We start from the raw sequence: 18,441 nt of genomic DNA on the forward strand, positions 1-18,441 counted from the left end.
TTTTTATTAATTACGCAGTTAGAGAAAAATTACGTTGTAAGCTTTTATCTAAACTCGTTTAGTTTGTAGAAATATAAACTTAACAAGTTTTAAATAACAACAGTTTTAAATAATTGTTAAAACAGGAGAGAAATATGAAGATAGATTTTGCTGATGCCTATGGCATGGATGATAACGATTACAGTGATGATGAGCTGAAAGATAAGTCCTCAAAGACTAAGAAAAACAATGACGAGGATCCTCCACATGTTTTCTGTAGACCTCGTATTAGCTTGCCTGTATATGAGGGTGAAGTTAGTGTTGGTTTTTCTCGTGAATGCTTGAAATACCATGTTGGAATGTGTTATTTCGACAGTAGAGATGAGCAGGCTTTTGTTAATTTAGCTTTAAAAACTTGTCAAATTGCTTGTATAGCTGCAGATATTTCGAGAGGTAGGCCTATTTCTCCAGCAATGTCGCAGCTTCTAACAAAAAGTTGTATTACTAAATTAACTAACATGTGGAAACTGATGGATGAGTATTTCACTGATAATAACGATTCGGAAACTCGCTCTGCTGTGCGTAGTTTTCCTGCAGTTCCGAGTTTGTTTAATGGAATGTTAGTCAGCCCGAATCATTTTGAAGGTGTTGTGCGCATTTGTGCAGGACCTGTGAAATACTGGGCGTCGTTATCTTTGGAATTGAAAAATAATCGTTGGATTTGCACGTATGCAGATCTAGGATAAAATCGTCGCTTATAGTAGGTAGCTGAAATAAGACATCTATGATAATGCGTTTGAAGACTTATGTACATATATTCAAATAAATATGAGCCCCTTATTGCTTGATTTGCTGATTTTTCAACAATTTTAGCAATAAAGGGGTTCACTTTTGTAAGATTAAACATTCTAACTTGTACGACTTGTAGAATCTAAGTTTTTTCCCAGTGTTTGTTTGTAAATGACAATATTAAGTATTATTTTTTGTACTTCGTGCAGTCGTGTCGATTCTGTTATCAAGTACAATAAATAATATGCTCCGAGAATTTGCTGTAGAAGCCATTCACCCAACTCAAGACGGTGATACCATTTATTCCTTACTCGCCAATCGTGCTATGCGTAGCCCACAAGACTTGGTTGCTCAATGGCAAGACGATGAAACTCGTCGTTGGCATGATGTTACTTCATCTGAAATGCTCGCGAAAGTTCGTGCAGTAGCTCGAGGCTTAATAGCGCTCGGAGTTCAGCATGGCTCCAAAGTTGTTATTTACTCTGCTACATGCTATGAGTGGGGTGTTGTCGATTTTGCTTGTGCATGTATTGGTGCTGTAAGCATTCCTATTTATGAAACAGATTCAGCATTGCAGGCAGCTGACATTATCGATGAAGTTAAGCCAGTTATTGCTTTTGCTGGAGACGATGCGCATGCTCAATGCTTAGAGCGTGTTCGTCAGGATCATAAACATATAACTTTGAAAACCGTATTTAATTTCAAAGCTGGTGGCTTGGAAGCCGTTGTTGATTTTGGTAAATCTACTACTGATGATGAGCTTAATAAAGCTGTTGATGCTGTTAAGGCAGATGATTTAGCTACTATTGTTTACACTTCTGGTTCGACTGGTAGACCTAAAGGCGCAATGCTTTCAAATCGTAATTTTACGCATATTGTTTTTGCTGGTTATGATGTTCTTAACGATATGTTATGCAAGCCAAATCGTTTGCTTTTATTCCTTCCATTGGCGCATTGTTTTGCTCGGTACATTCAATATGTTGCTATTGGTGCTCACGGTGTTATTGGATATGTGCCTAATGCTAAGCATCTTTTGGCTGATTTGCGTAGTTTTAAGCCTACGTATTTACTTGGCGTGCCTAGAGTTTTTGAAAAAGTTTATAATGCTGCGTCACAAAAAGCTGGTGCTGGTATAAAGGGTCGTATCTTTGCTAAAGCTGTAAAACATTTCATTCAATGGTCTCGCGACAATGTTGAAGGTAAAACTCATTCTCTTGCTGCACGCATGAATCATGCGATGTATATGAAAACAGTTGGCTCGTCTATTCGCTCAGCTTTAGGCCCTAATCTTTCATGGTTGGCCTGCGGTGGAGCTCCAATGGATGCTGATTTGGCTCATTTCTTTAATGGTCTTGATGGCATTACTTTTATTCAAGGCTATGGAATGACTGAAACTGCCGCTCCTTGTGTAGTTAATTTTGAGCATGCAAATCAAGTTGGATCTGTAGGTCGACCTGGTCCTGGTATAGCTATCCGTCTTGCTGACGACGATGAAGTGCTTATTAAAGGTCCTAACGTATTTATGGGATATTTCAATAAGCCTGAGCTCACTGCAGAAGTTATTGATGAAGATGGATGGTTGCATTCAGGCGATCTTGGCTCAATAGATGATGAAGGATTCTTGTCTATTACTGGTCGCAAAAAAGATATTATTATTACTGCCGGTGGCAAGAATATAAGTCCTGCTCCTATGGAAGGTATTATTGCTCAATGCCCATTAGTTTCTCATGCTGTAGTAGTGGGCGATGGTAAGCCATTCGTTTCTGCTTTAATTGAGCTTGATCCAGATATGGTTCGTTCTTGGCTAAAGAATAAGGGTATGGATGTTAACCTTACTATGAGTGAGATTGCTACTAACGAAGCAGTGCGTTCAGTAATTCAGCAATTTATTGACCAAGCTAATAGTACTGTTTCTCGCGCTGAGTCTGTTCGTAAGTTTGTTATTTTGCAAGATGAATTTACTCAAGATGCTGGAACCTTGACTCCAAGTATGAAGATTGTTCGTCCGAAGATTCTTGCTCGCTATGCTGATATTATCGAAACGCAATTGTATGCTCCAAAGCCTAATACTCGTCCTTTGCCAGCAACTGTAAAGATTCTCGATAAAACTACTGAGACTGTTAAGCAAGCACAGGAGACTGTTAAGCAAGCTCAGGAAGCTGTAACTCCTCGAGTACGTCAAGCTATCGATCAAGCTGCGAATCATTTGAAGCGTTTTGGTGAAGAATCTTCATCAGATTCCTCTTCGACATCGCATAGTGATCATAATGAACATGTCGAGTAAAAAGCTTACATATTTGTAGTTGTTTTCGTTATTTCTACTTACATAAAAGAAAGAGTAATCGAGTGTCTATTAGAAAAATTCGTATTGTTCCGGATCCCGTATTGCGAACTCCTTGTGATGAGATTCGTGAAATTACGCCAGCTGTGAAACATTTAGTTGATGATTTATTGGAAACGGTAAATGACCCAGGTAGAGCTGGATTGTCTGCTAATCAGATTGGTGTAAGTTTTAGAGCTTTTTCTTACAATATAAATGGTCGAATCGGCTATATTTTAAATCCCGTAATTGAAGAGCTAAAAGGTGAACAGTACGACGACGAGGGTTGCCTTTCTGTTCCTGGATTATGGTACAAAACTAGGCGTGCAAATTATGCTAGAGCTTGTGGAATTGATTTAGATGGTAAGACTGTAGTGCTTGAAGGTGAAGGTCTTATGGCTAGAATGATTCAGCATGAGTGTGATCATTTAGATGGTCATATTTATTTAGATAGGCTTGAAAAGGACGTGCGCCGTCAAGCGTTGCGTGAGTTGCGCAATAATATGCGTAACTAAGTTTTAGTTTTTATGCTTTATGCGTAAATAATTTTTTAAAAATTATCGGCGTTTTTGTTGCTTTTATCACTACAAGAATGCCGATTTTTAGTATTGAGCATCTGATATAATCGCTCTTTGCGTGTCCATTTTGAGCATGAGTATTGCCGCGTTGTATGATTGCTCGCTTTTTATTGTCTACACGGATTCGCAAATACGCGCCATGTACGCGTCCGTTCGTGTCGGTCGGCTTGGATTTAGACATGTGTTAACCAAGTTGCATGCGAACAGACATGGCCAGGAAATAACCGACAAGAAAGGTATATAGATATGGCACAGATTACCATGAGCGAAATGCTGAAGGCTGGTTTGCACTTCGGTCATCAGACTCGTCGCTGGAACCCAAAGATGAAGCAGTTCATTCTTACCCAGCGCAATGGTATTCATATCATCAATTTGTTCAAGTCTCTCGACATGATCGACAAGGCTTATGACTTCATCAAGCAGACTGTTGCTCACAACGGCACTGTTCTCTTCGTGGGTACTAAGAAGCAGGCTCAGGAAGCTGTACAGAATCAGGCAACTCGCGTAAACATGCCTTATGTTTGCGAGCGTTGGCTTGGTGGTATGTTGACTAATTTCCAGACTGTTTCTACTCGCGTAAAGCGCTTGAAGGAACTTGAGGAAATGGACTTTAGCGATGTTCGTGGATCCGGCTTGACTAAGAAGGAACTTTTGCTTCTCGAGCGCGAGAAGGACAAGCTTTCCAAGCAGCTCGGTGGTATTCGCAACATGAACCGCACTCCATCCGCCATGTTCGTTGTTGATATTAACAAGGAAGCTTTGGCTGTTGAAGAAGCTCATAAGCTTGGTATCCCAGTTGTAGCAATTGTTGATACCAACACTGATCCTGAGGCTGTTGAGTATCCAATTCCTGCCAACGACGATGCTATTCGTGGCATTGAGTTATTGACTAGCTTGATGGCTGATGCTGTAGCTGAAGGTTTGCTTGAGCATGCCGGTAAGGGCGCTAAGTCTGAAGGTAATGATGCTCAGCCAATGGCAGCTTGGGAGAAGGAATTGCTCACCAAGGAAGGCGAAGCTGAAGCTAAGCCTGCCAAGGAAGAAAATACTGAGGCAAACGCCTGATAAGCTAATTTGCAACCAGATTCTTATTTAGAAGCTGCAAAATCCAATTGATTTTGCTTTTTGCAGCTTTTAAGAATCATATTGATACGAGGAGAACAAAATGGCAGCAATTACTGCAGCGTTGATTAAGCAGGTGCGCGAAGAAACTGGCGCCGGCATGATGGACGTTAAAAAGGCTCTTACTGAAGCTGAAGGCGACGTTGCCCGCGCTAAGGAAATCATCCGTGCTAAGGGTATTCAGGCAGCTGGTAAGCGTGAAGGTCGTAAGGCTCAGGAAGGTACCATCGCTTCTAAGGTTGTTAAGTCTGCTGAAGGCGAAACTGGTTACGCAGTTGAGTTGAATTCTGAAACTGACTTTGTGGCAAAGACACCAAAGTTTGTGGAATTCTCAAACACTGTTCTTGACCATGCTGTTGAAGCTAATGCTTCTACTGCTGAAGAAGTACTTGCAGCCCCAGCTGATGGTGCAACTGTTAAGGAATCTGTTGAAGAAGCAGCAGCTTTGTTCGGCGAGCATGTCAAGGTTGGTCAGGTTGCTAAGGTAAGCGGTCCACACGTTGAGATTTACGCTCACAAGAAGTCTGTGGAATTGCCTCCAAGCATCGTTTCCATGATTGCTACTGACGAAGCTGGTGCAAAGGTTGCTCACGAAGCTGCTTTGCAGATTTCCGCTATGGGTGCGCAGTGGCTTCGCCGTGAAGATGTTCCAGAAGAAGTTTTGGAATCTGAGCGTCGCGTTGCAACCGAGAAGTCCTTAGCTGAAGGCAAGCCAGAGAAGATTGTTCCAAAGATTGTTGAAGGACGTATGAACGCCTTCTTCAAGGAAACTGTACTTCTCGAGCAGGCATACGTTAAGGATCCATCCAAGAGCGTTGGTGACTTGTTCAAGGAAGTTGGTGGCACCGCTCTTGCCTTTGCTCGCGTTGAGGTTGGCAAAGGTGCTGCTGAATAAGCACTAATTATATGAGAATTTATTTTTGTTCTTGTATATAGGGTTGCGTGCACAAGTTGTGCGCAACCCATTTTTATATTCATTGTCCAGCTTAACGTGCGTTTTGAGTGTCGTTATTGATAGATAAACTGACAAAGATATACCTCATTCGCCGTTATGACTGGAGGAATCTGTATGGCTATTGCACAAACGGATGAAGGAAAGTCCCGTAGGGTTTTATTAAAGCTTTCTGGAGAAGCATTCGGTGGTGGTGCTGTTGGTATTGATACTCATGTCATTCGTAGGATTGCTGGCGAAATAGTAGCTGCAGTGAATCAAGGCGTTCAGGTTGCTATTGTTGTCGGCGGCGGTAACTTCTTTAGGGGAGCAGAACTGCAGCAAGCAGGTATTGATCGTAGCCGTGGCGATTATATGGGTATGTTGGGCACTGTAATGAACTGCTTGGCTCTTCAGGATTTTCTTGAGCAAGCAGGGCAAGCAACTCGCGTACAAACTGCTATTACAATGGGTCAGGTTGCAGAACCTTATATTCCGTTGAAAGCAATTCGTCACCTTGAAAAGGGTCGTGTGGTTATTTTTGGTGCTGGTGCCGGAATGCCATATTTTTCTACTGATACTGTTTCTATTCAACGTTCATTGGAAATTCATTGCGATGAAGTTCTTATGGGCAAGAATGGTGTGGATGGCGTATATAGTGCTGATCCTCGTAAAGATTCTACTGCTCGTAAGTTCCTAACATTAAACTACAAGCGCGCTATCGTTGATGGTTTAGCTGTTATGGATGCGTCTGCGCTTTCTATGGCTCGCGATAATAATCAAAAAATTCGTGTGTTTGGTCTTGAGGGCGAAGGTAACGTAACTAGTGCTCTTGTTGGAGAATCTATTGGCACATTAGTGTCTAATGCAGAGCCAACATTTGCTTAAATATTATAAAGGAGAACACATGTCAGCAATAATTGATCAAGCCCGTGAACAGATGAATAAGTCTGTTGAAGCTACTAAAGAGAATTTTATGGGTATTCGCACCGGTCGTGCTAATCCTGCTTTGCTAAACGGAATTATGGTTGATTATTATGGTGCTCCAACTCCAATTAAAGCTGTTGCATCTATTGGTGTTCCAGAGCCTAGAACTCTTTCAGTTACGCCTTTTGACGCTTCTCAAGCGAATGCTGTTGAAAAGGCTATTCGCGATTCTGATTTAGGTGTAAGCCCTAATCGTGATGGCAATGTTATTCGTGTTACTATGCCAGAGCTCACGGAAGAGCGTCGCAAGGAATACGTCAAGCTTGCTAAGAATAAAGCAGAAGAAGGCAAAGTTGCAGTTCGCAATATTCGTCGCAAAGCTAAGGAATCTATTGACAAGTCTGTTAAAGATGGTGAACTTGGCGAAGATGAAGGCGATCGTTTACAAAAAGAGCTTGATAAAGTAACTAAGCAAGTTACTGATTCTTTAGACGTTTTGCTTGAAGGTAAGCAAAAAGAAATTATGGAAGTCTGAGATTTTTGTAGTTTCAAACTGAATGGGTGCCGTATGAGTCAAATAAAACAGCATAATTTTGTCAATGAAGTCAGTAAAGCAAATGCTGAAAAAACTGCATCAGAAGTAGGATTGTCTTCTGACAAAGCAGATACTGCTACACATGGCACCCATGAAACTTTAAGTGATATTAATCGTCGCACAGGCAGGAATATGCCTCAGGCAGTTGCTACCGCCGCAATACTAGTTGTTGCAATTGTTTCTTGCTTAATTATTAGCATTGATGTCTTTATCGTGCTTATGGCCATTTTTATGGTTCTGGCATTGTGGGAATTACATGTTGATTTTGCAACTCTCGGTTTGCGTATTCCTTTCGTGACGTTATCAATATGTTCGCTTGTAACTATTTTTGCAACATACTATGCAAAATGGCATGCTGTTGCTATGGCTAGTGGAATTACTGCATCTTTGCTTCTTACAGTAATTTGTGCGACTCTTAGCAGTACTATTTCAGATAGAACGATGCAAGCTGTAGAAAAAAAGCTCGATGGTTCTAACCGCTCATCATACGAACATACTTTATTTACGAATACGTCTGTTTCGCTATTCGTGGTGTTGTACATTCCACTTTTAGCTTCTTGCATCGTATTAGCTCTTACAAATACAAAATACGCAGTTGCTCACGCTATGCTTTTGGTATTTTTACCTGCATTAAGTGACACTGGCGGATTATTTGCTGGTGCATGGTTGGGCAAACATAAGCTTTCTCCGCGAATCTCTCCTAAGAAGTCTGTAGAAGGCTTAATAGGCTCAATGCTTTTTGCAATTATAGGAGCATATGCAATTATTGCAGGTTTTTATGGTTCCTCTTGGTTCAATTTCTGGTGGATGCCATTAGTCATGGGTATTTCTTCTGGAATTATTGGCACATTCGGTGACTTGTGTGCTTCTATGCTTAAAAGAGATATTGGTATTAAAGACATGGGACATTTGCTAAAAGGTCATGGTGGTGTTCTTGACCGAGTAGATTCTATTTTGCTGTGCGGTCCTGTGCTGCTTGTGCTTTTGCAACTTGCTCATTTCTGAATTTATCTGTCGCAATCGTGGGCTTAGACTAATATCGACGCCATGACAGTCTGTTTTATTCCGTCGCCAAGTATTTCGCAATTTTCTCTTGGCTTTGTAAACATAAAGTTTTACGCTCTTAGTATTCTTGCCGGTATTTTGATTGCAATGTGGATTACTACGCGTCGATGGAAGCGTCTTGGAGGAGATTTTAACCAGATACTTGATCTTGTTTTAGTCAGTCTTCCTGCTGGAATAATTGGTGCGCGTTTGTATCACGTTATTACAACTCCAGAAAAGTTTTTTGGCTCTAATGGTGATTTTTTAGAAATTTTTAGAATTTGGAATGGTGGTCTAGGAATTTGGGGCGGCATATTCTTAGGCGCATTGGCTGCTTGTGTATTATGCAAGTATCGTAAATATCCTATTGGATTACTAGCTGATTGTGCAGCTCCTGCAGTGCTTATTGCTCAAGGTATAGGAAGATTGGGGAATTGGTTTAATCAAGAACTTTACGGAGCTCCTACTAACTTGCCATGGGGTTTGAAGTTAAATTATGATACCACTCAAGCAATAGGTCATAGCGAAAGATGTTATGATGGGTTAACGTGCCCAGAAGGCACATTATTCCATCCAACATTTTTATACGAGATGATTTGGAATTTCATCGGTGCTGCATTGCTTATTTATTTTGGCAAAGTTATAGCTAAGAAATTAAAAGCCGGTTCCGTATTCGCACTTTATGTTATGTGGTACACAATCGGACGAGTATGGATTGAGGCATTGCGAATTGATTTTTCACATGTTTTCTTAGGTGTTCGCATTAATGTTTGGGTTTCTATTATCGTATTTATTTGTGCAACTATTGTTTTTGCTTTGCTGCAAAAGAGTGCTAGTACTCGTGAGTCTCTTGTTGAACGACTTATAGATATAACTTCAGACGAAAGAGAACGTGAGTCTCAGAATACTTCTAGTAAATAAGATTCAAGTATTTGAAAAAGCAATTTTAAAAATTTTGTTTTTATAAAACTAGTCGCTTGCATTTTCTAGAATAGTACACATGAATATACAAATAGCACCTAGCATTCTTTCCGCAGATTTTTGTAATCTTGAGCGTGACCTTGATGCAATATCTAATGCGGATCTTGTTCATGTCGATGTAATGGATCATCACTTTGTACCTAATTTGACTTTGGGTGAACCAATTGTTAAGCGAATTTGTGAGGTTACTAAACTTCCAGTTGACGTACATTTGATGATTGAGGATCCAGATCGTTGGGCTCCAGAATACGCTAAGCTTGGAGCTGCTTCTGTGAGTTTCCATATGGGTGCTACTCATGCTCCAGTGAGATTAGCTCGTCAGCTTCGCGATATGGGTTGTAAAGCTTGCTTTGCTGTGCGCCCTGCGGAACCAGTTGAACCTATTTTCGATATTCTTGATGAATTCGATATGGTTCTTATTATGACTGTTGAGCCTGGTTTCGGTGGACAGAAGTTCTTAGCTAATCAAATGAATAAGGTTCGCCGTTTACGCGACGAAATTACTCGTCGTGGTCTTAATACTCATATTCAGGTTGATGGAGGAGTTAGCCCTTCGACTGCAGCAATAGTTGCTGAAGCTGGTGCTGATGTGCTTGTTGCAGGTTCTGCAGTTTATGGAGCAGAAAGTCCTAAAGAAGCGATTGAAGCTATTCGTAATACTGCAAAGGCTGCTTGGCGCGAATAAATATTAGATGTATGTTGGGGACATGAAATATGTCCCCAACATGTTAAGTATTGCACAACAAGCGAGTTTTTTTGATGCGAATATATGCTGATTAATTGAGTGATTTCGTATGAGGAAGATATTATGACTAAGTTCGCTATTAATCAGGAATATAGTCCTGAAGCAATGAATCGAGTTTTGACGATACCTAATCTAATCAGTTTTTTGCGCATATGTTCAATTCCTTACATTGCTTGGCTTATTACACAGCATCAGATGACTTTTGCTCTTATTGTTTTAGCAATATCTGCGTTTTCTGATTGTCTTGATGGTTATATTGCTCGTACTTTGAATCAAGTTAGTAAGTTGGGTCAAATCCTTGATCCTATAGCTGATCGTCTATTGATTTTTTGCAGTACGTTAGCTTTAGCTGTTGCAATGATTATCCCTTGGTGGGCACTTTTATTAGTAGTATTGCGTGATGCTATTATGGCTGTACTTGTAATAGTACTTGCGCAAAGAGATTATGGTCCTTTGCCTGTTAACTTTGTAGGTAAAGCTGGCACAGCACTTCTTATGCTTTCAATTGTTTCTTTAATGATTGTTTATGCTGTACCTACTGAGTCTATGCTCGTACTTTATGCTGCTGCACTTGCATGTGGAGTGTGGGGTATTGCTCTATATTGGTATGCTGGTCTGCTTTACTATATGCAAGCTTATTTGTTACTTGCTAAGTCAACAAAAACTAAATAAGGCGTGTACGCACATATGACTAAGCAAGATGAATTTGTTAGTTTAAAAGATAGTATCAAAGATTTAGATGTAAAACATACGTCTCATAAAAGCACTATGCCAATGTCTTTTGCTGCTCCTGATGGGATGTCGCTGACTAGGCGTAGGGCATTATTTTCGCACTCATTTACTGGTATTTCAACGCATCATGTTGTAATGTCTTCCAGTGGTTTTGCTCACAATCATGATCGTAGACGTTATATTGACGATTATGCTTTGCGTCTTATTGATGATTTAACTAATCGTCCAGTTGATCCAATGTTTATGGATGCAAGATTAAGTAAACAACCTGTTAAACCGTTTAATCTGTGGTTCACTAGAGCTATAGTATTTTTATTGTGTGTTTCTATTGGTACTGTTGGGAGCCAGTTTGTTCGCAAATTGCACACTGATCCTAGAAAAGCAATACGTTCTTCATTAGCTAATGAGTTGTCTGGCTATACGTCTCGTTTCGATAAGCTTGTAGAAGAAGTAACGTCATTGAGAAATAACGTAGATCATGAGTCGCAAAAAATTACTACGCCTGAAGAGGATGAAGTTAGTAAATCAGATGATATGGTTAATGGCACTCATGCTGTAGAAGGTTCTGGGATTACTTTGACTATTGCTAATCCTATTTCTGCTTCGAGCGATGTGAATAGCGGTTCTTTACCTCGCGAAAGTAATGGCGCAAGAATGCGATTAGTTACAGATCGTGATATTCAACAATTTGTGTCATTATTGTGGGAAGCAGGTGCTGAAGCTATTTCTGTTAACGGGCATAGACTTGGAGCGCAAACTTCTATTCGTGTTGCTGGTCAAACTATTCTTATTGGAGTTAATCAAACTCAAAGTCCATATGTTATTGAAGTTATTGGCGATTCTGATGATTTAATTAAACAATGTAATGATATGAAACGCATGAAATGGTACGCATCTTTAGTTAATGCAGGCATTAATCCACAGGTTTCACCTTCGAGAGTTATACGACTCAGTGCAGCAAACACAGGCGATATTAGTTTTGCCAATGAGAGAATTAGGAGATAAGCATGGCAGCGATTTTTGGATTAATTTTGGGAGTATTAATTGGAGTTGTTGTTCATCCAGATATTCCTATTGTCATTCAACCTTATTTACCTATTATGGTCGTTGCAGCACTAGATGCGTTGCTTGGTGCTGCACGTGCATATTTTGAAAGAAACTTTTCGGATAAAGTTTTTGTTATTTCATTCTTCTCAAATGTTATAGCAGCTACGTTGCTTGTTTTGCTTGGAAATCAGCTTGGCGTAGGTGCGCAATTACAAACTGCAGTTATCGTTGTTTTAGGAATTCGTATTTTCTCTAACGTTTCTGCAATTCGTCGTTTCATCTTCAGGAGTTAGCATATGGTTTCAATGTTTTCTCATTCTCCACAAGATGATGATATTCTTCATAAAATGCGTCGTCAAAAATCGCATGATCGTGAAAGTGATGAAACTCAAACTGGATCTTTCCCAGCAGTTCATCGTAAAGTAAAATCTTCACTAAGCGGTCACGTTACTCGAGCGCGTATATTTACGGGTTTTTTAATGATGTTGCTCTGCGCTTTATTAGGTTTTGCGTACATGATTCAAGTTAATCGTAGCAACTCACTTTTGTATGAAACAATGAGCGAAGAAGAATTGACTCGTCTTATTACAGAAACTCATTCTCAAATTCAGAGTTTGGAAAGCCGAAAAAGTGAATTAACAGGTCAGCTTAATTCGTTGCGTGAAGCAGTAGATAAACAAGATGAAGCTCGTCGTATTGCTCAGCAGAATGCTCAAGCAAATGGTCTTATTTCTGGACGTCTGCCGGCAGTAGGTAAAGGTATTGTAGTTCACATTACTGCAGGTGAAAAAGAGAATATTGATGCCGCTACGATGTTTCAGCTAATAGAGGAATTGCGAAATGCTGGCGTAGAAGTTATGTCTATTAACGATGTAAGAATAGTTACTTCAAGCTATATTTCGCAAACTAAACATGGTCTTATATGCGACAATATTATAATTGATCCTCCTTATATTGTGAAAGCAATTGGTGACCCTCAGAATTTGCAAAATGCTGTTAATATTGCAGGCGGTGTTGGGTCGCGTTTAAAAATTAAATTTGGTTCTTCTGTAATGGTTTCAGTGCCTGATGAAGTAGAAATTACTTCGACACGCGAACCAAAACAGTACGAATATGCAAAACCAGTCGAGTAACAAGGTAGAATAGCAAGTATGACTGAACCGATTCCTACAGCTGGCGAAACCACTATTATTGGTATGCCAGCTATTCATATTCCAATGAATACAACTTCAGATCGTCCTATGCAGCAGGATGATTTTGATACTATAGCGAAATTACTTCCTGGTACTGCGTTGTTGATTTCAACTAGGGGAGCAGTGTCTGGTTCTCGCTATCTTCTCGATGAAGATTTAGTAACAGTTGGACGTGATTCGCATGCTGATATTTTGTTAGACGATTCTACCGTTTCGCGTGCGCATGCAGTGTTTAAGCGCCATAATGGCGTGTTTAGCATTTCAGATTCTGGAAGCCTAAACGGTACGTATGTAAATCGTGAACGTGTTGATGAATCAGTGCTGCATAATGGCGATGAAATTATGATTGGCAAATTCAGACTGGTATTTTTCGCACATGACGCAGTCACAGTCCGATAATGTGATTAATGCAGTACAGGGGGAGCTTTTTAACTTTTCCTTGTCTGCTGATCACGCTTCAGGATACCGTGGTAGTGTCGCTATGAAGGTTGCCGGTATTACTTACCGGCAACTCGATTATTGGGCTCGTAAAAGCATTATAGAGCCTTCAATTCATGCATCTAGCGGTTCTGGTTCTCGTCGTTTGTATTCTTTTAAAGATATTGCGATTATGGCTGTAGCTAAAAGGCTGCTTGATGCTGGTGTTAATTTAGTTAATGTTACTACGGCTATTATTTTTCTTAATCGATACTCAGAAGAACGTTTGAGAAGTATGACTATTATTTGTGATGGTCAATCTGTTCAAGAGTGCGATGAGAATCAAGATAATATGCGTCGTATGCTTGCTTCTGGTTTAGCAGTATTTGCTATTGCTGTTGGTCGCATTGTTTCTAGAGTGGAAGAGGACTTATCTTCTGAAAATTCTGTTGATGCTACGCAAGTTGAAGAAAAAAGTAGTAAGTCTACTCGCAAATCTTGTTCAAAACCTACTTCTCATACATCTTCAAACTCATGGAGTCTTGTTCAGGAAACGTGGGGATAATGGCATGTTCGTAGTTGTTATTATCGCTGTTATTTGCTGGTTTGCTTCAGTATCATTGTTTTTATATAGTTTATTTGCTTGCGTACGTTTTTTAGTAAAATTTCGAAAAAATGCTTATTTGAAATCAAATAGTATTAGCAATAGTGATAAGAGAAGTTCTATTGGTTTAATGCCTTGGAGTATTGTTATTACGCATTGTTGTGGGCTTCCTTGCGCAATGCTTGCATACATGCTTTTGCATATTGTTCGCGATTTTGGATTTGTTTGTGATGATTATTGGTTATTAATGAGATCAACGCTGATTGCGTCATATGCGATTATTATCGCGCTTATTTTTGCTAATATTTTTGCAATGCTATTTTGTGCGTACCGAAGTTGCAAGTCTTAGATTATTTAGCAAGAAGTATATCGTAGGGATATTATTTGATAGTAGTGTGAGACTTTGTTGGTTGCGTTTGATTATTATCTCTAATTTGACATAACGTACATTATCGGATAAATATCAAGTAAATCTAGTCAAATAATAAGCTCAACCGGCAGAAACTGTGCAGCGTTGTAAAGAAACTGTCGTTTTCTCACTAAAAAACGACCGAAACTTTACGAGGGTGTAAAGAAAAAGCCGTTACGACAAAAATTCTGATTAGATTAAGCGAAATATTCGCAAATTGCAGTGTTTAATTCGTTTACGCTATCAATAATTCTGTAAGATCCGTGTGCTTCAAGCTCGCCAGGCTCAGCATAGCCCCAAGCGCATCCCAAGCAATCCAAGCCGCAATCTTTTGCTCCGTCAGCATCAGTCCAGCGGTCTCCAACCATCAAAGCTCTGTCGCCTTTTTCTGGATTGTAATCAATCACATCAAAAACATAACGAATAACTTGAGTTTTGCTAATACGCGACATATCTTTACTCGCGCCATAAATTCCGTCAAGATACTTCGTCAAACCAAAATATTCGCAAATAGGCTTTACTTGATATTCTGGCTTGCAAGATGCGGTTGCTAAATAATATCCAGCTTCACGAAGTTTTGTAAGTTGCTCAAGTATTCCATCGTATACTTTGTTAAGTAGGCATCCTGGAATTTTTTTACCAGGATTATTAGGATCATCAAAAGTTGCTACTTCAGAATAATACTTGCGATACGTAGCAAGTCCCTTTGCTAGCAGCGATTCAGGCACATTATTGCGTTGAAGAGATTCTAAAATTGAAGGACCTATAAAACGGTGCATTTCAGCATCGTCCGGAATAGGCTGTTTCAACTCTTTCAATGCAAGCTTTGCGCAAGTAATAATACCAGCATCTGACTTTGTTAATGTGCCATCAAGATCAAGCAGAATAATGTGACGACTAGTACATCCTGAAGACACTGAGAATTCACTCATAGTCAGGAATCCAGCCCTCATGATGCATTTTTAGACGCTTGTCTAGTAAAGTTTTTAATTCTTCTTCACTACGACGTTCAAGCAGCATATCCCAATGCGTCCTAGACGGCTTGTTGAAATCATCATCTGGGCGATCATCGTCGCCTTCGCGATGTGCAATCGTGCCGCAGCGGCATTCCCACTCTTCAGGAATTTCTGCGCCTTGAGCAAAAGGAAGAATCGTGCGATGCCCCTTTGGGCACACATACACAACATCATTTCGTGCAGCGAAATCTACATTATCGTCAGATTCCAATGATTTCGCACCAATGCTCATACCGCGTAAACTGCGTTCTGCCATAGTATCTCCTTGTGTAGTACTTTATAAAATTACCGAATTGCACGGACTATATATATAAAAACGATTTATATATACAAAATACATGCGTTTTATTTGTATATGCTCATACTTATACATCTGAGTATGCTACAACTCCACGGTTTAATAGTTTTGCAGCTTCATAAGCGCATGAAGCAAGATTTTTATCTACGCCATCTATAGCTTGTAAATATTCTCCTGTTGCAAAAAGTTGAGTAAGTAAATCAATAAGACGTTTAGTTTGACGCACGAAATCTCCTCCAGTGCTGTCGGTATTGCGCAAAACTTCAGCTAGATCAGCACCATTAGCCCAATCGTACATAATATCTACAGCACCAAATTCAAGCGGTCTTAACGCTGGCAAATGAGCGTCTGCGCATAATGCGCTAGTACGCATAAATAATTCTTTCATTCGCAATACTGTATTAAATATCGCGCCATCTTTGCCGCCTGGATATCGTCTAGGTTCTCCCCCTGCAGGTCCTCTAGATTCATAAACTAATGCAGACAAGCACGATAATAATTCAAGCGGCGAAAGATCATTAAAAATTCCTTCGCAAATAGCTTCAGCAAATACAATGTCTAGTTCGTTATACAACCTTCTTAACAATTGACCGCGCTCAGTAAGGTGCAAAATTTGGTTTTGTGAAGAATCTTCAGATTGTAAATAATCCAAACTGTACAATACGTCACAAATATGGTCAAAAGTTCTAGCAACAGAACCAGTACGAGATTCGTAGCGTTCACGTACTTGATCAAGTTCCTTATGTTCTCTAATCCAATGGTAGCCCCAACGCAAATGTTGTTGAATATCTGCACAACCTGCACACGGATGCGTTCGCTCAGCTTCTCTAAGATTTGCAATAACATCATCCAACGCTTTAAACGCTGCTGTGCGTTCTGCATCTGTGCGGAATAAAGTATGTTTAAGTTTACGGCGTTGATCGTGTTGAGCTTCTTTAAGCTTCATGCGTAATTGTAAGAATTCAGCAAAATCTCCATGTTCGCAGTGGAATGCTTCTTCATAGCCTTTAAGAGCTGTTTCAAGTTCGTTCATGCGATTATGTAAACGTTCAGCAGAAGCATTAGCTTCCCATTGAGCAAAAGAACAATCTAGTGTTGTTCTAGCAGTGTCTGCATCGCTTGAGTTCAGCAAATTAACTGCCATATTAAACGTAGGAACGAAGCTGGAATGTAGCGGGTATACGCGTTTACTAGAAAGTGCTGCAGCTTGTTGAGGGACGAAATCAGCATGATCTACAAGAATTGCGTAACCAATATCGTCAATTCCACGTCTTCCAGCACGACCTGTAAGTTGCGTAAATTCTCCAGGCGTAAGAGGTACATGCCCAGTGCCGTCAAATTTTACTAGCTTTTCTACAACAACGCTTCGAGCTGGCATATTTAAGCCTAAAGCAAGTGTTTCTGTTGCAAAAACAACTTTAATAAGTCCGCGTTCAAATAGTGTTTCAACAATGTGACGGAATAATGCAATCATACCGGCATGATGTGCTGCAAATCCTTGTTCGAGAGCAAAACGAAAACGTTCAAAGCTTAAAGCGTGTAAATCTTCTTTAGAAAGTTGATTTGCAACCATACTGTCGACAATTTTACGTATTTCGTACATTTCTTCATCAGAGGTAAGTATTAATCCTGCGTTTAAACATTGTTGAACAGCTTGATCGCATCCGGAACGAGAGAAGATAAAATAAATTCCTGGCAGCATTCCTAGGTAATCTAATTCGTCAATAACAGCCCAGCGGCGAGGAGTATGTCGTTTCGCGCATTTATCTAACTGTGCAACTCCCCCGTTAACTCTGTGTTTCTTACCTTTTCTGTAACGGTATTTGCTATCGCTGTAAGATTCTTTACGGCGACGAGCTCGGTACTCGAATTCATTAAGTTTCCTAGTCAATGCAGGGTTAACGCGCTTAGTTACGTTTCCATTATTGTCATGGTCGTATAAATCGAGTAACTCAGGCTCAGTTGCAGAATCCTCTTGAATAACAACATGTCTTTCTAAAGGCACAGGTCTGTGTTCGTCGACAACCAAATGAGTTTCTCCACGCACTGATTCTAGCCATGCAGAAAAATCTTCAACATTTGAAACAGTTGCAGACAACCCAATAATTTTCACCGATTTCGGAAGGTGAATAATAACTTCCTCCCACACAGCTCCGCGGAATTTATCTGCAAGATAATGAATTTCGTCAAGAACGACAAAACCTAAAGATTGCAACGTAATCGAATGCTCGTAAAGCATATTTCTTAAAACTTCAGTAGTCATTACAACAATGTCTGCTTCAGGATTTACAGAAGTATCGCCAGTTAATAACCCTACTCTGTCTGAGCCGTACAGTTCGCAGAAATCGTGATATTTTTGATTACTTAAAGCTTTAATAGGTGTTGTGTAAAAAGCTTTTACATTGCGATTTTGCGCAAGAAATACAGCAAAATCCGCAACAACAGTTTTACCAGCTCCAGTAGGAGCAGCAACTAAAACATTATTGCCATTTTCTAGTGCATCAATAGCTTCAAGTTGAAAATCATCAAGTTCAAAAGACAAAGAACGCTCAAATTTAGATGCCATCGAGTGCTCGTGCTTCATTATATTTTTAAAAGCTGCGAAACGTTGTGAAGGAGATAATACTACATCATTCTCATTGCAGTCAGTTGGATTGCCTGATTTATTTTTGCAGTCTTTTTTCTGTGATAAATGAGACATAAAAAGTATTAGT

At 39.9% G+C, this 18,441-nt stretch carries 20 protein-coding genes; 17 read left to right on the forward strand and 3 right to left on the reverse strand.

From position 1 onward, the window contains the following. The first annotated feature begins 134 nt into the window (after nucleotides 1–134). The 17 genes from HXT39_RS02560 to HXT39_RS02640 all read left to right on the forward strand — a co-directional run bounded on the left by HXT39_RS02560 (nucleotide 135) and on the right by HXT39_RS02640 (nucleotide 14,353). Nucleotides 135–725 carry a hypothetical protein gene (locus HXT39_RS02560; protein ID WP_004108888.1) on the forward strand — a complete coding sequence of 197 codons (591 nt, stop codon included), beginning with the start codon at nucleotides 135–137 and terminating at the stop codon, nucleotides 723–725. A gap of 287 nt (nucleotides 726–1,012) precedes the next feature. Beyond that, nucleotides 1,013–3,052, forward strand: coding sequence for an AMP-dependent synthetase/ligase (locus HXT39_RS02565; RefSeq protein ID WP_076002885.1), 2,040 nt, complete (start codon nucleotides 1,013–1,015; stop codon nucleotides 3,050–3,052). A gap of 62 nt (nucleotides 3,053–3,114) precedes the next feature. Then, complete coding sequence (locus HXT39_RS02570) at nucleotides 3,115–3,603, forward strand: peptide deformylase (RefSeq protein WP_004108893.1); 489 nt, start codon at nucleotides 3,115–3,117, stop codon at nucleotides 3,601–3,603. Nucleotides 3,604–3,912: 309 nt separating this feature from the next. After that, nucleotides 3,913–4,731: a 30S ribosomal protein S2 gene (gene rpsB, locus HXT39_RS02575; protein ID WP_032842488.1), complete on the forward strand. Its 819-nt coding sequence runs from the start codon at nucleotides 3,913–3,915 to the stop codon at nucleotides 4,729–4,731. Nucleotides 4,732–4,831: 100 nt separating this feature from the next. Beyond that, entirely contained in the window at nucleotides 4,832–5,683 is an 852-nt protein-coding gene (gene tsf, locus HXT39_RS02580; RefSeq protein WP_004106601.1) for a translation elongation factor Ts, read from the forward strand. Between the two features lie 174 nt (nucleotides 5,684–5,857). Beyond that, nucleotides 5,858–6,607 (forward strand): UMP kinase, encoded by a 750-nt coding sequence (gene pyrH / locus HXT39_RS02585; RefSeq protein ID WP_004108906.1) that lies wholly within the window; start codon nucleotides 5,858–5,860, stop codon nucleotides 6,605–6,607. A gap of 19 nt (nucleotides 6,608–6,626) precedes the next feature. Next, a complete protein-coding gene (frr, locus tag HXT39_RS02590; RefSeq protein ID WP_004106603.1) occupies nucleotides 6,627–7,181 on the forward strand; it encodes a ribosome recycling factor in 555 nt (184 codons plus the stop codon). A gap of 33 nt (nucleotides 7,182–7,214) precedes the next feature. Further along, the gene (locus HXT39_RS02595; protein ID WP_004108908.1) at nucleotides 7,215–8,246 is read left to right on the forward strand and encodes a phosphatidate cytidylyltransferase; all 1,032 of its coding nucleotides are present in this window, start codon (nucleotides 7,215–7,217) and stop codon (nucleotides 8,244–8,246) included. Nucleotides 8,247–8,288: 42 nt separating this feature from the next. After that, nucleotides 8,289–9,206, forward strand: coding sequence for a prolipoprotein diacylglyceryl transferase (gene lgt, locus HXT39_RS02600; protein WP_103013865.1), 918 nt, complete (start codon nucleotides 8,289–8,291; stop codon nucleotides 9,204–9,206). Nucleotides 9,207–9,285: 79 nt separating this feature from the next. After that, nucleotides 9,286–9,951 carry a ribulose-phosphate 3-epimerase gene (gene rpe, locus HXT39_RS02605; protein ID WP_103013866.1) on the forward strand — a complete coding sequence of 222 codons (666 nt, stop codon included), beginning with the start codon at nucleotides 9,286–9,288 and terminating at the stop codon, nucleotides 9,949–9,951. Between the two features lie 123 nt (nucleotides 9,952–10,074). Then, nucleotides 10,075–10,683 (forward strand): CDP-alcohol phosphatidyltransferase family protein, encoded by a 609-nt coding sequence (locus HXT39_RS02610; protein WP_103013867.1) that lies wholly within the window; start codon nucleotides 10,075–10,077, stop codon nucleotides 10,681–10,683. Nucleotides 10,684–10,698: 15 nt separating this feature from the next. Next, nucleotides 10,699–11,748 carry a DUF881 domain-containing protein gene (locus HXT39_RS02615; RefSeq protein WP_081378935.1) on the forward strand — a complete coding sequence of 350 codons (1,050 nt, stop codon included), beginning with the start codon at nucleotides 10,699–10,701 and terminating at the stop codon, nucleotides 11,746–11,748. 2 nt (nucleotides 11,749–11,750) lie between these two features. Beyond that, nucleotides 11,751–12,083, forward strand: a complete 333-nt coding sequence (locus tag HXT39_RS02620) for a small basic family protein (RefSeq protein ID WP_004106615.1) — start codon at nucleotides 11,751–11,753, stop codon at nucleotides 12,081–12,083. Nucleotides 12,084–12,086: 3 nt separating this feature from the next. Continuing rightward, nucleotides 12,087–12,923 (forward strand): DUF881 domain-containing protein, encoded by an 837-nt coding sequence (locus tag HXT39_RS02625; protein WP_004108919.1) that lies wholly within the window; start codon nucleotides 12,087–12,089, stop codon nucleotides 12,921–12,923. 18 nt (nucleotides 12,924–12,941) lie between these two features. Further along, nucleotides 12,942–13,382 (forward strand): FHA domain-containing protein, encoded by a 441-nt coding sequence (locus HXT39_RS02630; protein ID WP_004108920.1) that lies wholly within the window; start codon nucleotides 12,942–12,944, stop codon nucleotides 13,380–13,382. Further along, nucleotides 13,360–13,965, forward strand: coding sequence for a MerR family transcriptional regulator (locus HXT39_RS02635; protein ID WP_102703127.1), 606 nt, complete (start codon nucleotides 13,360–13,362; stop codon nucleotides 13,963–13,965). Before HXT39_RS02630 ends, HXT39_RS02635 begins: the two co-directional genes overlap by 23 nt. A gap of 118 nt (nucleotides 13,966–14,083) precedes the next feature. Continuing rightward, nucleotides 14,084–14,353 (forward strand): hypothetical protein, encoded by a 270-nt coding sequence (locus tag HXT39_RS02640; RefSeq protein WP_231130938.1) that lies wholly within the window; start codon nucleotides 14,084–14,086, stop codon nucleotides 14,351–14,353. Between the two features lie 257 nt (nucleotides 14,354–14,610). On the opposite strand, the gene HXT39_RS02645 is transcribed toward HXT39_RS02640, so the two are convergent. The 3 genes from HXT39_RS02645 to HXT39_RS02655 form a co-directional block, all read right to left on the reverse strand. Then, the gene (locus tag HXT39_RS02645; RefSeq protein WP_012914194.1) at nucleotides 14,611–15,345 is read right to left on the reverse strand and encodes an HAD hydrolase-like protein; all 735 of its coding nucleotides are present in this window, start codon (nucleotides 15,343–15,345) and stop codon (nucleotides 14,611–14,613) included. Then, entirely contained in the window at nucleotides 15,338–15,685 is a 348-nt protein-coding gene (locus HXT39_RS02650; RefSeq protein WP_004106625.1) for an RNA polymerase-binding protein RbpA, read from the reverse strand. Before HXT39_RS02650 ends, HXT39_RS02645 begins: the two co-directional genes overlap by 8 nt. 109 nt (nucleotides 15,686–15,794) lie before the next feature. Further along, nucleotides 15,795–18,428, reverse strand: coding sequence for a DEAD/DEAH box helicase (locus HXT39_RS02655; protein WP_064622069.1), 2,634 nt, complete (start codon nucleotides 18,426–18,428; stop codon nucleotides 15,795–15,797). Nucleotides 18,429–18,441 lie beyond the last annotated feature (13 nt).

It is taken from the genome of Gardnerella sp. DNF01159, assembly GCF_049244215.1.
Lineage (GTDB): Bacteria > Actinomycetota > Actinomycetes > Actinomycetales > Bifidobacteriaceae > Bifidobacterium > Bifidobacterium swidsinskii.